Annotated in this window: 15 protein-coding genes; 1 reads left to right on the top strand and 14 read right to left on the bottom strand. The window is 43.6% G+C overall.

Annotated elements, in window-relative coordinates; all coding sequences use genetic code 11:
* Positions 1-45: 45 nt before the first annotated feature.
* The 8 genes from JMN17_RS02140 to rpsU all read right to left on the bottom strand — a co-directional run bounded on the left by JMN17_RS02140 (position 46) and on the right by rpsU (position 6,090).
* On the bottom strand, positions 46-1,005 hold the full coding sequence (locus JMN17_RS02140) for a PhoH family protein (RefSeq protein ID WP_087990758.1): 960 nt from the start codon (positions 1,003-1,005) through the stop codon (positions 46-48).
* Positions 1,002-2,198: a sporulation protein YqfD gene (yqfD, locus tag JMN17_RS02135; RefSeq protein ID WP_087990759.1), complete on the bottom strand. Its 1,197-nt coding sequence runs from the start codon at positions 2,196-2,198 to the stop codon at positions 1,002-1,004. The genes JMN17_RS02140 and yqfD overlap by 4 nt, the downstream gene beginning before the upstream one ends.
* Positions 2,199-2,216: 18 nt before the next feature.
* A complete protein-coding gene (gene yqfC, locus JMN17_RS02130; RefSeq protein ID WP_003237082.1) occupies positions 2,217-2,498 on the bottom strand; it encodes a sporulation protein YqfC in 282 nt (93 codons plus the stop codon).
* 56 nt (positions 2,499-2,554) lie between these two features.
* A complete protein-coding gene (locus JMN17_RS02125) occupies positions 2,555-2,971 on the bottom strand; it encodes a hypothetical protein (protein ID WP_087990760.1) in 417 nt (138 codons plus the stop codon).
* A gap of 24 nt (positions 2,972-2,995) precedes the next feature.
* Positions 2,996-3,991 carry a flotillin-like protein FloA gene (gene floA / locus JMN17_RS02120; RefSeq protein WP_087990761.1) on the bottom strand — a complete coding sequence of 332 codons (996 nt, stop codon included), beginning with the start codon at positions 3,989-3,991 and terminating at the stop codon, positions 2,996-2,998.
* Positions 3,992-4,012: 21 nt separating this feature from the next.
* Positions 4,013-5,326, bottom strand: coding sequence for an NfeD family protein (locus tag JMN17_RS02115; RefSeq protein ID WP_202327137.1), 1,314 nt, complete (start codon positions 5,324-5,326; stop codon positions 4,013-4,015).
* A gap of 129 nt (positions 5,327-5,455) precedes the next feature.
* Positions 5,456-5,902, bottom strand: a complete 447-nt coding sequence (locus JMN17_RS02110; protein WP_087990762.1) for a GatB/YqeY domain-containing protein — start codon at positions 5,900-5,902, stop codon at positions 5,456-5,458.
* Positions 5,903-5,916: 14 nt separating this feature from the next.
* Positions 5,917-6,090 carry a 30S ribosomal protein S21 gene (gene rpsU / locus JMN17_RS02105; RefSeq protein WP_003152957.1) on the bottom strand — a complete coding sequence of 58 codons (174 nt, stop codon included), beginning with the start codon at positions 6,088-6,090 and terminating at the stop codon, positions 5,917-5,919.
* Between the two features lie 172 nt (positions 6,091-6,262).
* Here rpsU and JMN17_RS02100 point away from each other — a divergent pair, with 172 nt between their 5' ends.
* Positions 6,263-7,186: a Na/Pi symporter gene (locus JMN17_RS02100; protein ID WP_202327718.1), complete on the top strand. Its 924-nt coding sequence runs from the start codon at positions 6,263-6,265 to the stop codon at positions 7,184-7,186.
* A gap of 34 nt (positions 7,187-7,220) precedes the next feature.
* Here the strand turns inward: JMN17_RS02100 and mtaB are convergent, their stop codons facing one another.
* From mtaB to grpE, 6 genes are all read right to left on the bottom strand, one after another.
* On the bottom strand, positions 7,221-8,576 hold the full coding sequence (gene mtaB / locus JMN17_RS02095) for a tRNA (N(6)-L-threonylcarbamoyladenosine(37)-C(2))-methylthiotransferase MtaB (RefSeq protein WP_087990764.1): 1,356 nt from the start codon (positions 8,574-8,576) through the stop codon (positions 7,221-7,223).
* Positions 8,576-9,346, bottom strand: a complete 771-nt coding sequence (locus JMN17_RS02090) for a 16S rRNA (uracil(1498)-N(3))-methyltransferase (protein WP_148962092.1) — start codon at positions 9,344-9,346, stop codon at positions 8,576-8,578. The genes mtaB and JMN17_RS02090 overlap by 1 nt, the downstream gene beginning before the upstream one ends.
* A gap of 22 nt (positions 9,347-9,368) precedes the next feature.
* Entirely contained in the window at positions 9,369-10,304 is a 936-nt protein-coding gene (gene prmA, locus JMN17_RS02085) for a 50S ribosomal protein L11 methyltransferase (protein ID WP_202327135.1), read from the bottom strand.
* 24 nt (positions 10,305-10,328) lie between these two features.
* The gene (dnaJ, locus tag JMN17_RS02080; RefSeq protein WP_087990767.1) at positions 10,329-11,456 is read right to left on the bottom strand and encodes a molecular chaperone DnaJ; all 1,128 of its coding nucleotides are present in this window, start codon (positions 11,454-11,456) and stop codon (positions 10,329-10,331) included.
* Between the two features lie 200 nt (positions 11,457-11,656).
* Positions 11,657-13,492 carry a molecular chaperone DnaK gene (dnaK, locus tag JMN17_RS02075; RefSeq protein ID WP_148962094.1) on the bottom strand — a complete coding sequence of 612 codons (1,836 nt, stop codon included), beginning with the start codon at positions 13,490-13,492 and terminating at the stop codon, positions 11,657-11,659.
* 23 nt (positions 13,493-13,515) lie between these two features.
* Positions 13,516-14,079, bottom strand: coding sequence for a nucleotide exchange factor GrpE (grpE, locus tag JMN17_RS02070; RefSeq protein ID WP_202327133.1), 564 nt, complete (start codon positions 14,077-14,079; stop codon positions 13,516-13,518).
* Between the last annotated feature and the right edge of the window lie 31 nt (positions 14,080-14,110).

The raw sequence follows: 14,110 nt of genomic DNA, 5'->3' as shown, positions 1-14,110 counted from the left end.
CAATCATAAAAATGACCCGATAACGCGCGATCGGGTCATTCAGCATTAATTTTGCTTATCGTATGCTTCAATAATTTTCGCAACAAGCGGATGTCTGACCACGTCTGTCTGGTCTAGCTCAATCATAGAAATGCCGTCTATTCCTTTCAGCATCTCCTTCGCTACTGCAAGTCCCGATTTGACGCCTTTCGGCAGATCAATTTGGCTAACGTCACCTGTAATGATCATTTTAGAGCCAAAACCCAGTCTCGTCAAAAACATTTTCATTTGAGCAGGTGTAGTATTCTGTGCTTCATCAAGTATAACATAAGCATCATCAAGCGTCCGTCCCCTCATATATGCAAGCGGAGCAATTTCAATGACGCCTCTTTCCATCAGACGTTCTGTATGATCTGCCCCAAGTACATCATGAAGAGAATCATACAGCGGGCGCAAATAAGGATCTACTTTCTCTTTGAGGTCACCTGGCAGAAAACCAAGGCTTTCACCAGCTTCCACGGCAGGTCTTGTTAAAATGATTTTTTTGATATGTCCGTTTTTTAAAGCATGGACTGCTTTTACGACAGCCAGGTATGTTTTCCCGGTCCCCGCCGGGCCGATGCCGAATACAAGGTCATTCCGCTTCATGGCAGCCACGTATTCCCGCTGTCCCATCGTTTTTACACGGATTGGTTTGCCTTTTGCGTTTTTAGTAATTTCTTCTTCATACATGCTTTCAAAGTAATCAAGTTCATTCTTTTTTGCCATTTTGACGGCGTAAATCACATCACGTTCAGAGATCTCTATCCCCTTGCGAATTAAAGCGAGGAGCGATCCCAGCAGGCTATCTGCAACCTGAAACGAATCTTCATCGCCTGAAACGTAGATCGTTTCACCGCGCGTAATGATATTCACATTCAGATCTTTCTCCATCAATTTCAAAAAAGAATCTTGGTTCCCGAACAGTGCAAGCGCCTCGTCCGGGCTTTTCAGTTTTTGATTCATCGCAAGTAAATGTTCTGTCATTCTTCAGTCTCCCTGACAATAGGTGTGGTTTGAACGATATCTTCTATAACTTGGTAAAGAATAATCAACTTTACTTTACCATTCTCGACAGTATGGTGCAAAACTTTTTCACTTTTCACCTCGCCGTTTTCGCCTATTTTATTCTCTACATCCTGTTTACCCATTTTAATGCCTTCTTGAACTGCTTCTTCTTTCGTATATTTTCGCAAAGCCTCTTCACTTTCTCTCGTTTGCTCTTTGATATAGGATACAGGGAGCTTAAATCCGAGAAAATTAAGCGAATGCTTTTCTTGTTCTGTTTTTGGGTGCTTCAATTTCTCTTTTTTAAACGTTATGCCCCAGATCGGGATGGCCAAAGAGCCAAAAGAAAGCTTGTGCTTTGTCCTTACTTTGCCCGTGTAAACGTTAAATAATGTTTCAAGCGGAACCGTCACTTCAGATTTGTACCAGGTTTCTCCGTAAATTTCTGCTTTTGAGGCGACTTCCTGCTGATGCTCTTCACTGCCGATCAGTCCTGAAACAAGCAGCTGCCCCTTTTCTACATGATCGTGTATTGCGGCCATTGGCTGTCCTTTTTGCACAAACATTCTTGTAATGGTTGCTTTCTTTTTGGCGACAATATCGCGCGGGCTTACATACTTTTCTTTTTCAGGCTCATTTTTCTCCACGACTTTCATATGAATGGTCGTCCCCTTTAAATCAACACCGACCCAGGTGATATTGTCTATTCCGTTGGTTAACGATTTTTGTATTTTTTCTGGAGACATCATTAAAAACTGCAGACGACCCTTTTTAACGCCGATTTCATTCAGATGCTGCATCATTTGATGTTCCGTTTCAGGCTTAGCGCCTGTCACATCAATTTTCCACACCATATTGGAAAGCAAAAACAAAAGGATGAAAAACATTGCAAAACCGATCGTAAACCCTATATTCAGCTTTGATTTCAGCAATAAGAAAGGAAATCCCTTCCGATTAATAAATCGGGCTTTACATTTAAATTTTCTTCTCACCCGCCGAAAGGCATGTACATCCTGAAGCTGTATATATAACGATACGGCTTCTTTCTTTTTTTTGACATGAAAGACTGGAATCCCCTGTCTAGTGCATTCATTCAGGAGCCGTTCAATCCCTCTTCCCGTCAATTCAAGCTGGACCTTACCCGAAAAAAAAGACAGCCATTTATTTTTCACAACATTTCCCCCCCGGCTTTATGACTCAACATATCGAACGACATCAATCGTACCCTCCAAAAGAATTTCTTCCGGAAGAATCGCCTTGATGACAAAATTTTTTCCTGATATGATGCACTGGCCCTGCTTTAGCATCAGCCTCACTTCATTCTCACTGAAAAGCAAAAGGCCTCTGTGGTTTTCTATGTAGATATGAAGTCTGCCAACCATTGTAATCCGCGGCAGATCCATCATAACGTCCGGGGGAATTTCCAATGCTCTTGTCAGCCAAGCTTTCACACGATTCTTTCTTTGCCCCATACAAAAAGAACCCCCTTTCATCTCATATGTATGATTTGAAAGGCGGTTCTAACACTTTAATTTTTACGGGCCGTGCGCATCGTATGGTGAGGTTTTTTTGCCCTTGGAGGTCCGAATACCTCCCCTAAGACGATCCCCTGTACCACAGTGTCTTTATTAACCTGAAGCATTTTTTGTTTTGTGTATACTGCTTTTTGTTTAACTGCAGTAAGATCACGTTCCATCCCTTTCAGGTTTCTTTCTGTTTCCCTGCGTCTTTCTTCCGCTTCCCGTCTTGCCTGTTCTATGCGGTTAGGAATAGGTACAGGAGCTTCCTCAGACTGCTTCTTTTGAGGAGAAGCCGTTTGCACCTGCTGAGGTTTTTTCCTGTTTTGGCTGTTTTTATTTTCCTCTTTGCTCTTTTTACCGAAAATCATAGATATGATTCCGATAACCACTGCGATAATGAGCGGATTGGTCAGTATATCTTCCATCAGCGTTCTCCCTTCTTAGAGAGATTATGATTTACTGTCTTCATCAGACGAATCTTTCGTCAGCTTGCCGAATGAATCACGCATGTCTGTGTCAGCATCAATATTTTTGATATTCATGTAGTCCATGACGCCAATATTCCCTTCACGCAAAGCTTCTGCCATCGCAAGCGGCACTTCCGCTTCGGCTTCTACCACTTTCGCTCGCATTTCTTCTACGCGGGCGCGCATTTCCTGTTCTTGAGCGACAGCCATCGCACGGCGTTCTTCCGCTTTTGCCTGTGCGATATTTTTATCAGCCTCGGCCTGATCGGTTTGTAAAATTGCGCCGATATTTTTGCCAATGTCAACATCAGCAATATCGATCGAGAGAATTTCAAACGCAGTTCCTGAGTCCAATCCTTTTCCAAGAACTGTTTGAGAAATCATGTCAGGGTTCTCAAGCACTTTTTTGTGGCTTTCGGATGAACCAATTGTAGAGACAATCCCTTCTCCGACACGGGCCACAATGGTTTCTTCCCCTGCTCCCCCAACAAGACGGTCGATATTCGCTCTTACTGTAATTCTCGCTTTCGCTTTTACTTCAATCCCGTCCATAGCCACACCGGCAATGAACGGCGTTTCAATCACCTTAGGATTAACACTCATTTGAACGGCTTCCAATACGTCACGGCCGGCAAGATCGATAGCGGCACAGCGTTCGAATGATAGTTCAATATTGGCTCGCTGAGCAGCGATCAGCGCGTTGACGACTCTGTCAACATTTCCTCCGGCGAGATAATGGCTTTCAAGCTGATTGGTGGCAACATCAAGCCCAGCCTTATGCGCTTTAATCAGCGGGTTCACCACTCGGTTTGGTATAACGCGGCGAAGCCTCATTCCTATCAGAGTGAAAATGCTGATTCTCACTCCAGCTGCTAATGCTGAAATCCAAAGCATAACAGGCACAAATGTAAAAAATACAGCTAAAACAATGATCCCTACTACGACAATAGCCAAAATCATTAGTGTTGATGGATCCATATCAATTCTCCTCGATTCTGTTTAAATTTCTCTGACGACGATGCGTGAGCCTTCCACTTTTACCACTTTTACTTTCTTATCTTTTTCTGTAAACGATCCCTCCGAAACGACGTCAAGGCGTTCATCTTCAATAATAACGGTACCAGCAGGACGCAGCTGTGTAAAGGTTACACCCACTTTACCTATTAAGTCCGTGCGCGTTTGATTTGATACGTAGCCGCTCTCCGTATTTGTAGAATCATTTAATACAAATTTTTTAAAGAATTTCATACGCTTTCCCAACACCCTTGTCAGTAAAATAAAAGCTGTAATAGAGACAGCTGAGGCGATCAAGAGAGAAATCGCCATGACAGTGAAGCTCCCCGCGGCTAAAAATAGGCTTGCAATAATCGCTCCTAAGCCCAGTAATCCAATGATTCCTCCGGGAAGGAAAATCTCAAGCAGGATGAGGATCACCCCTCCTGCAAAGAGAAGAACTGTCTCGTATCCGGCAAGGCCGGCTGCGAGATGCCCGTAAAAGAACAGCAATAACGCGATGAATCCAACCGTTCCAGGGATGCCGACACCCGGGGAAAAAAGCTCCACCGTCAGACCTAAAAAAGCTATCGTCAGCAGAATAGGCACAATAACCGGGTTCGTCAGCCATCTTGCTGTCTTTTCCGTAAAGCTTTCCTTTGCATAACTGATATGCGCATTTTCGAACCCAAGCTTCTCTACGAGTGCGGATAAATTGTCAGCAGTCCCCTCTGAATAGCCTACATCAATCGCCTTACCAGGGTTAAGTGTAAGCAGATCTCCCTTCGGCGCACCAACTTCCTTGGCATCTATATCCGGGTCAGCCATAGCGAGCGCATATTTAGGATCGCGATTATTTTTCACTGCGGCATCCTCCAGCTCTGCCAGCCAAAGTGATTCAGCTTTTTGGTCAGCGGCATTGCCTTTACCGTCAATAATCGCGGCCGCTCCTATTTTTCCGCCGGGCGCCATATAAATATTATCGGCTTGCAGGGCAATATATGCACCAGCTGACAACGCGCGTTTGTTTACATATGCAGTTATAGGGATCTCGCTTTCGGTTATCGAGTCCGCTATATCAATAGCCGATTTGACCAATCCTCCCGGCGTATTGATATCAAGAATAATATGATCTGCATGCGCTTCTTTTGCATCTTGTAACGAACGGGATAAAAACGAGGCGAGTCCCTGTTCGACATTTTTCTCAACCGGGATCACATAAACCGTTTGTTTTTCTGCTTTGGCGTTCAGCTGTACGCCTAATAAAGAAAGTAAAAATATGCTCAAAAGAGCAGCACGGAATCCTTTGGTTTGAAGCAAGGGCAGTGTATCCCTCCTTCCTTTTATAATAAGTGCCTTCTCTTTATACGTAACAATGTATCAAAGGTTTCATTTTTTTATGTATAAAAAAAGACATCTCTCTTAGAAAGATGTCCTTTTTTACGCCATTTAAGACAATTGATTGCTAACAAGCTTATTAATTAAGCTTCCATCAGCTTTACCTTTTACTTTAGGCATAATTGCACCCATTACTTTCCCCATGTCCGCTTTTGAGCTCGCACCAACCTCAGTAATGGTTTCATTTACGATTGTAAGCAGTTCTTCTTCTGACAGCTGCTCGGGTAAATAAACTTCTAAAATGTCCAGCTCTTTTTGAACTTTATCTACTAAATCTAAACGATTAGCGTTTGAAAATTCCTGGAGGGAGTCTTTACGTTGCTTAAGTTCACGAGAAAGGACAGTGAGTTCCTCATCCTCGGTCAAACTGTCTTTCTTAAGCTTAATTGCTTCATTTTGAAGTGAAGCCTTAACCATTCGAACGACAGTCAGTTTGTCTTTCTCACGGCTTTTCATATATAGCTTCATATCCTGGTTAAGACGCTCAAGAAGACTCATAAATCCACCCTCTTTTAGAATTTGCGTTTTCTAGCAGCTTCAGACTTTTTCTTGCGCTTTACGCTAGGTTTTTCATAAAATTCGCGCTTTCTTGCTTCTTGCAAAGTACCTGTCTTTGATACACTGCGTTTGAAGCGACGAAGAGCATCTTCAAGCGATTCGTTTTTTCTAACGACCGTTTTTGACATTCTCTTTCCCTCCCTCCGAATACACCAATCGACTACCTTTAAGTTACACATATAAACATGTACTTTGACATTATAATATAAGCCATCAGTCAGGTCAACTAAGTGAGTTCACTTTTCCGTCATGAGTACGACTGCCTGTCTATATAATGGTGGAAAGGGGTTGGTGAATAAGATGTTGATTCTGATCGGTTTTACTGCTCTTATAATATTCTTTCTCGCAGGCATGAACATGCTTCGAAAAGGCTTAATTTCAATGGCGTACTCAAAAATTGAAGAACGTTTGCTATTTTTTACGGACCATCCATTAAAAGCGTTCCTGATCAGTATTGTATTTACAGGGATTCTTCAGAGCAGTTCAGCCTTTATGGTCATTGTCATCGGTTTTGTAAGCGCGGGCGTCCTTCCTTTTAAACGGACGATACCGATGATTCTCGGAACAAATGTCGGATCTACCTTTACAACTGAATTTATCGCCATCAAAATGGATGTTTTGATTTGGATTCTTTTGATTGGCGGTTTATTGTTTTTTCTGACTGGCAGGTATCCCTTAAAACAGTTGGGAACAAGCCTCCTCGGACTCGGCATCATCTTTTTTTGCATCAGCGGGTTCAGCCACCTTGCAGGACCGCTTACAAAACTGAAAACGGGAGCCGACATTTTATACCATGTTAACGATTCAAACTGGTCCGCTTTGCTCATCGGTATGGCGCTAACTGCCATGATTCACTCAAGCTCCGTTTGTATCGGCATTTTGATGAGTTTTATGAATGAAGGCATTATCGGACTGACACAGGCGATGAGCGTCGTACTCGGGTCAAATATCGGGACTTGCATTACAGCTGTCATGGCTGCTGTATCCGGCGGATATGCGGCGAAACAGACAGCGTATGCCCATGTGGTGTTTAACATGCTGGGCGTGGCTCTCATATTTCCTTTTCTGGCGGGAGCGACCGGCTTTGTAGAACAGTTATCAGTTGACCCTGCACAAAGGATTGCGCATTTCAGTCTTTTATTTAATGTGGTGACAGCTTTTTTATTTCTTCCGCTTACAAACTTGTTTTACCGCTTGATTCACTTTCTTATCCCAGCAAAATAAAAAACCGGTACATTTAAATGCACCGGTTTTTAGATTAAGAAGACAAACGCATGTGTTCAGTTATTTCGTCCTCAACAACACGGACGAATTGCCCTTCGTTGTAAGGATAGCCCGCTTTAAGGATTTTGACTTTCACGATTTTGCCGATCATCTCTTCCGTACCTTTGAAAACAACCTTCATATAGTTGTCTGTGTAACCGACAAACATGTTCTCTTCTTCTGTTTCTTTATACGCTTCCTCAGGGATAATCTCAAGCACTTCATTTTCATACTGAGAAGCGTATTCCTTCGCAAGCTGGTCGGACAGAGAAATCAGGCGATGCACACGCTCATTTTTGACGTTTTCATCCACTTGGTTTTCCATTCGCGCAGCCGGTGTGCCTGTGCGTTTACTGTAAGGGAAAACATGCAGCTCAGAGAATTTATGTTCTTTAATAAAGTTATAGGTTTCCATAAATTCTGCTTCTGTTTCGCCAGGGAAGCCTACAATGACATCAGAAGTTACAGCTAAGCCAGGCAATGCTTTTTTCAGTTTGCTTAAACGGTCTGCAAAAAATTCCATCGTATATTTACGTCTCATCCGTTTAAGCACAGTGTTTGATCCGGATTGGATAGGAATATGCAAATGATTCACTATCTTATCCGAGCGGTCTAAGACCTCGATCACTTCATCTGTGATTTGGCTGGCTTCGATTGAAGAAATTCTAATCCGTTTAACGCCTTCAACACGAGTGTCTAATTCTCTCAAGAGCTTAGCGAAGCTGTAATCTTTCATATCTTCGCCATAGCCGCCTGTATGAATACCAGTAAGAACAATTTCTTTATATCCGGCATCGACAAGCTGCTGCGCTTGTTTAATGACTTCTTCAGGATCGCGGGAGCGGAGCAGGCCGCGCGCCCACGGAATAATACAGAATGTGCAGAAATTATTGCAGCCTTCCTGTATTTTCAATGACGCTCTTGTCCGGTCCGTGAAAGCAGGCACATCAAGCTCCTCATACACTCTTGCTTTCATGATGTTGCTGACACCGTTAATCGGCTGGCGTTCTTCACGGTATTGGTCGATGTAGCCGAGCATTTTTTCCCGGTCCTGCGTTCCAACTACAATATCGACACCAGGGATCGCCATAATCTCAGCAGGTGAGGTTTGCGCATAGCAGCCTGTGACACAGATGACACCGTCAGGATTTTGACGAATGGCACGTCTGATCACTTGGCGGCTTTTTTTATCTCCCGTATTGGTTACCGTACATGTATTAATGACATATACATCAGCTGTTTGTTCAAAGTCTCTTCTTTCGTAGCCCGCTTCTTTGAAAAGCTGCCAGATTGCTTCTGTTTCATAATGGTTGACTTTACAGCCAAGCGTATGGAAAGCAACAGTTGCCATTATTGATCACCTCTTAATAACTCTGTTTGATAAGAAATCGCACTCAACGCGTATAGCGGTGCGGTTTCTGTCCTTAAAATTCTCGGTCCAAGGCCGCCCGGCACACCGTCTTTCTCTGTGAGCCGTTCAACTTCCGCTTCTGTTAAACCGCCTTCAGGACCAAATACGATCAAAAGGGATGATCCTTTCGGAAGGCTGCTTACAATCGCGCTGAATGCGCTTATTTCTCCTTGCTTTGATGACTCCTCGTATGCAACGACACATTTATCGAAATCCTGCATCCTTTGAAGAAGCTGCTGAAAAGAATGGACATCCATCACTTGCGGCACTTCGTTACGGTACGATTGTTCAGCCGCTTCCTTCGCAATTTTCGTCCATCTTTCCCGCTTTTTCTTTGCCTTTTTGTCATCCAGCTTGACAACAGAACGAGCGGCTTGGAAAGGAATGAAGGCATGAGCTCCAAGCTCAGTCCCTTTTTGGATAATCCATTCAAGCTTATCTCCTTTCGGGAGGCCGCTTGCAATATAAACCTTTATCGGAAGCTCTCTGTTTTCATTCGTCCATTCTACCACAAGACAGGACACATGGTCCTTGGAAACAGATTGAAGTTCACACTTTGCCTCAAAGCCGTCCTGAGAGCAGCAGATGATCTGATCACCTTCATTCATTCTCATCACGTTCACAATATGATGAACATCTTCGCCGGTTATCGAAAAAGCCGGCGCTTCCTCCATTTGCTGCTTCGTGAGCTCGATAAAATATCGTTGCATACGCTGTGACACCTACTAACTGTTATTTTTTCGCAATAATGCTGACCCAATCTTCCATTGAAAGGATTTCTACAATGGTAAAGCCGGCTTGTTCCAGTGCTTCTTTTACTTCTTGTTTTTTATGAGCGATGATACCTGACGTAATAAAATGACCGTCTTCTTTTAACAGGCTGTACGCTTGTGAAGTAAAGCGAAGAATGACTTCAGCCAAAATGTTGGCAACAATCACATCATGTTCCCCTTCAAGTCCGTCTAACAAATTGTTTTGCTTCACTTGAGCAATATCGCTCACTTTGTTCAGCTTGAGATTGAGACGTGCACTTTCTACAGCTACGGGATCAAGATCGTAGGCATGAACCGATTCAGCCTCAAGCATTGCAGCCGCAATACTTAAAATTCCGGAACCTGTACCGACATCAATCACCTTATCACCCTTTTGCACAAAGCGTTCAAGCGCCTGAATACAGAGTACGGTTGTCGGGTGTGTGCCTGTGCCGAACGCCATTCCCGGGTCCATTTCAATAATCAGTTCATCCGTATGGACCGGCGTATATTCCTCCCACGTCGGAACAATTGTAAACTTTTCAGAAATTTTCACAGGATGATAATACTTCTTCCAGGCAGTCGCCCACTCTTCTTCATTCACTTCAGAAATCGTGATATGATTTCTGCCCAAATCAATATTATAAAGAAGCAAATTATTAATCGTTTCTTTAATGCCATCCACCGTTTCGCCAAGAAAGCTGTTGACCGGCAGGTATGCTTTGACAATGACACCCTCGTCTGGATAATCATTGGGGTCGAGCTGGTAGATTTCCCCGTACACATTCTCACGTTCTTTAATTAAATCAAGCGGGTCCTCTATCACAACCCCACTTGCACCAGCTTCATGCAATATATTTGAGATAGGTTCGACCGCTTCATGTGTTGTGTGAATGCTTAATTCGGACCATTTCAAAACTACCAACTCCTCATCCAATAATTAATCGCCTTTAAACGCGCGTTTTACCTTGTCGAAGAAACTCATTTCCTGTTCGTCAGGCAAGTTTCCGCTGACCTCGGCAAATTCGCGGATAATGTCTTTTTGTTTATCTGTCAGGTTTGTCGGCGTGACGACACGGACGACGATATGCTGGTCACCCTGTCCATAGCCTCTGACATTTTGAACGCCTTTGCCTCTTAATCTGAATTTTGTTCCTGTTTGTGTACCGGCTGGAATTTTTAACTTCACTTTTCCATGCAGCGTCGGAACTTCCACTTCATCTCCAAGAGCAGCCTGAGCGAACGTTAACGGCATTTCACAGTAAATATCATCGCCGTCACGCTCGAAGAACTCGTGAGCGCGCACGTGGAACACGACAAATAAATCCCCGGCAGGGCCGCCATTTACTCCTGGTTCACCCTGTCCCGAGAGACGAAGCTGCTGCCCGTCATCTACACCGGCTGGAATTGTGACGTTGATTTTTTTGCGTTTTTTGACTTTTCCTTTACCGCCGCAATCCGCACATTTATTTTTAATGAATTTGCCCGTACCTTCACAGTGGTGGCAAACCCGTCTGTTAACGACTTTTCCAAACGGCGTATTTTGCTCCACGTTTAATTGGCCGGAGCCTCCGCAGTGCGAGCACGTTTCCGGGTTTGTTCCAGGTTTCGCACCTGAACCTTTACACGTATCGCATGTTTCCTCACGCGGAATTTCGATGGACGTCTCTTTACCAAAAACGGCATCCTCAAACGACAAAGTCATCGTATACTGCAAATCGGCACCTTGGCGCGGGGCGTTTGGATCTCTTCGTCTTGTGCCTCCGCCGAAAATACTTGAGAAAATATCATCGAAACCAAAACCGCCGAAATCTCCGCCGCCAAAACCGCCGCCGCCGAAGCCTTGGTTAGGATCAGTATGGCCAAATTGATCGTAATGAGACCGTTTTTGATCATCAGACAGCGTTTCGTATGCTTCTTTTACCTCTTTAAATTTTTCATCTGATCCGGCTTCTTTGTTAATATCAGGATGATATTTTTTTGACAGCTTCCGATAAGCTTTTTTAATTTCATCCTTAGAAGCGCTCTTACTTACTCCCAGCACTTCATAGTAATCACGCTTACTCATCTCGCTTCACTCTCCCGAATTTATCACATAAATTAGATTGTATCATTTTGAATTATGATTTTTCAATTCCTTTTATCCCGGGCAAGAAAAAAAGTCAAAGCCAAGAGATGCCTGACTTTGACTTTCTAATCATTGAATCAGATTATGAAATGTGTTCTTTTCGGTCAGCCCCGGAAGCGGGACTGACTCGGAAAAGCACTTTATTTTTTGTTTTGGTCGTCGTTTACTTCTTCATATTCAGCGTCAACAACGTTGTCATCCGCTTTGCCTTCAGCATTTGCATCGCCTTGAGCTTGCTGTTGTTTGGCAGCTTCTTCATAAAGTTTCATAGAAAGCTCTTGAACGATTGTTTGAAGCTCATCTTTTTTCGCTTTGATCTCTTCAAACTCGTTTTTCTCAATCGCCGCTTTTAAAGCTTCTTTGGCATCATTGGCTTTTTTCACTTGGTCTTCATCCACTTTGCCTTCAAGATCTTTTAAAGTTTTCTCAGTTTGGAAAACAAGCTGATCTGCTTCGTTTCGGACTTCGATTTCTTCTTTTTTCTTCGCATCAGAGTCAGCATTTTCTTCAGCTTCTTTTACCATGCGTTCGATCTCATCATCAGAAAGACCTGAAGAAGATTTGATTGTAATGTTTTGCTCTTTTCCTGTGCCCAAGTCTTTTGCTCTTACGTTTACGATACCGTTTTTATCAATATCGAAAGAAACTTCGATTTGAGGCACGCCGCGCGGTGCTGGCGGGATATCAGTAAGCTGGAAGCGGCCGAGTGTTTTATTGTCGGCAGACATTGGTCGCTCACCCTGAAGAACATGGATATCAACAGCTGTTTGGTTATCAGCAGCAGTTGAGAACACTTGAGATTTGCTTGTCGGAATCGTCGTGTTGCGGTCGATCAATTTTGTGAACACGCCGCCCATTGTTTCGATACCTAGAGAAAGCGGTGTAACGTCAAGAAGAACTACGTCTTTTACGTCACCAGTGATAACGCCGCCCTGAATCGCAGCACCAAGCGCTACAACTTCATCTGGGTTTACGCCTTTATGCGCTTCTTTTCCAGTTTCTTTTTTGATTGCTTCTTGTACGGCAGGGATACGAGTTGATCCGCCGACAAGGATGATTTTGTCGATTTCGCTTGCAGAAAGTCCTGCATCTTGCAGCGCTTGACGGACAGGACCCATTGTACGCTCTACTAAATGGGAAGAAAGCTCTTCGAATTTAGCGCGGGTTAATGTCAGTTCAAGGTGAAGCGGTCCTGCTTCTCCAGCTGTGATAAACGGTAAAGAAATTTGCGTAGAAGATACGCCGGAAAGATCTTTTTTCGCTTTTTCAGCTGCGTCTTTCAAACGCTGAAGCGCCATTTTGTCTTTTGACAAATCAATGCCGTTTTCTTTTTTGAATTCAGACACAAGATGATCGATGATGACTTGGTCAAAATCGTCACCGCCGAGACGGTTGTCACCGGCAGTTGAACGAACTTCGAACACACCGTCGCCAAGCTCAAGGATTGAAACGTCGAAAGTACCGCCGCCAAGGTCGTATACCAGGATCGTTTGATCTTCATCTGTTTTATCAAGTCCGTATGCAAGCGCTGCTGCAGTCGGCTCATTGATGATACGTTCTACTTCAAGACCTGCAATTTTACCAGCGTCTTTTGTCGCTTGACGCTCAGCATCGTTAAAGTATGCAGGAACTGTGATCACTGCTTTTGATACTGTTTCGCCAAGATAGCTTTCAGCGTATGATTTAAGGTGTTGAAGGATGATAGCAGACACTTCTTGAGGAGTGTAATCTTTTCCTTCAATTTCAACTTTATAATCAGTACCCATATGGCGTTTAACAGACATGATTGTGTTAGGGTTTGTGATAGATTGGCGTTTAGCCACTTCCCCTACTTGGCGTTCACCGTTTTTGAATGCAACAACTGATGGCGTTGTGCGGTTTCCTTCAGCGTTAGCAATGACTTTAGGCTCGCCGCCTTCAAGCACTGCCACACATGAGTTTGTTGTTCCTAAGTCGATTCCGATAACTTTACTCACTTGAATAACCTCCTGCTATGTAATTATTGATTCACTTTGACCATGGAAGGGCGAATGACGCGATCCTTCAGCTTATAACCTTTTTGCATTTCTTCAACAACAATGTTGGAGCCGTAATTTTCATCTTCCGCCTGCATAACGGCTTGGTGCAGATTAGGATCAAATTCCTGCCCTACAGCTTCGATGGCTTCCACGCCTTCTTTTTTCAAGGCTTCTACGAGCTGACGGTGGACCATTTCCATTCCCTGAAGCAAACTTTTCGTCTGTTCATTGTCGGCTTCAACCTGCAGCGCTCTTTCAAAGCTGTCAAGAGCCGGCAGCAAATCAGCGACGATATTTTGAGAACGGTATTTTTGGGACGCTTCCATTTCTAAACGGCTGCGTCGTTTATAATTTTCAAAGTCTGCTTGAACACGCAAAAGTTTGTTTTCTTTTTCCTCAAGCAAACCTTGCAATTCGTTCATTTGATTTTGAAGAAGTTCGCTTTCATTTGTTTCTTTCTGCTGTTCTTCAGCGGCAGCTTGTTCCTCAATGACTTCTTGCTCTTCTATTTCGTTTTGTTCAATGGTTTGTTTTTCTTCTGACATTGTGTTCACCTCCCTCAAAGTGTAAGAAGAA

Source organism: Bacillus sp. RHFS10 (assembly GCF_016757475.1).
Lineage (GTDB): Bacteria > Bacillota > Bacilli > Bacillales > Bacillaceae > Bacillus > Bacillus subtilis_G.
This window is presented reverse-complemented; position numbering and strand designations above follow the sequence as displayed.

Bases quoted from the DNA above. Each gene is read 5' to 3' on its own strand.
- mtaB (WP_087990764.1), bottom strand. From the start codon at position 8,576: ATGGCAACTGTTGCTTTCCATACGCTTGGCTGTAAAGTCAACCATTAT.
- dnaJ (WP_087990767.1), bottom strand. From the start codon at position 11,456: ATGAGTAAGCGTGATTACTATGAAGTGCTGGGAGTAAGTAAGAGCGCT.
- rpsU (WP_003152957.1), bottom strand. From the start codon at position 6,090: ATGTCAAAAACGGTCGTTAGAAAAAACGAATCGCTTGAAGATGCTCTT.
- floA (WP_087990761.1), bottom strand. From the start codon at position 3,991: ATGGATCCATCAACACTAATGATTTTGGCTATTGTCGTAGTAGGGATC.
- JMN17_RS02140 (WP_087990758.1), bottom strand. From the start codon at position 1,005: ATGACAGAACATTTACTTGCGATGAATCAAAAACTGAAAAGCCCGGAC.
- JMN17_RS02090 (WP_148962092.1), bottom strand. From the start codon at position 9,346: ATGCAACGATATTTTATCGAGCTCACGAAGCAGCAAATGGAGGAAGCG.
- yqfC (WP_003237082.1), bottom strand. From the start codon at position 2,498: ATGGGGCAAAGAAAGAATCGTGTGAAAGCTTGGCTGACAAGAGCATTG.
- JMN17_RS02100 (WP_202327718.1), top strand. From the start codon at position 6,263: ATGTTGATTCTGATCGGTTTTACTGCTCTTATAATATTCTTTCTCGCA.
- JMN17_RS02125 (WP_087990760.1), bottom strand. From the start codon at position 2,971: ATGGAAGATATACTGACCAATCCGCTCATTATCGCAGTGGTTATCGGA.
- JMN17_RS02110 (WP_087990762.1), bottom strand. From the start codon at position 5,902: ATGAGTCTTCTTGAGCGTCTTAACCAGGATATGAAGCTATATATGAAA.
- grpE (WP_202327133.1), bottom strand. From the start codon at position 14,079: ATGTCAGAAGAAAAACAAACCATTGAACAAAACGAAATAGAAGAGCAA.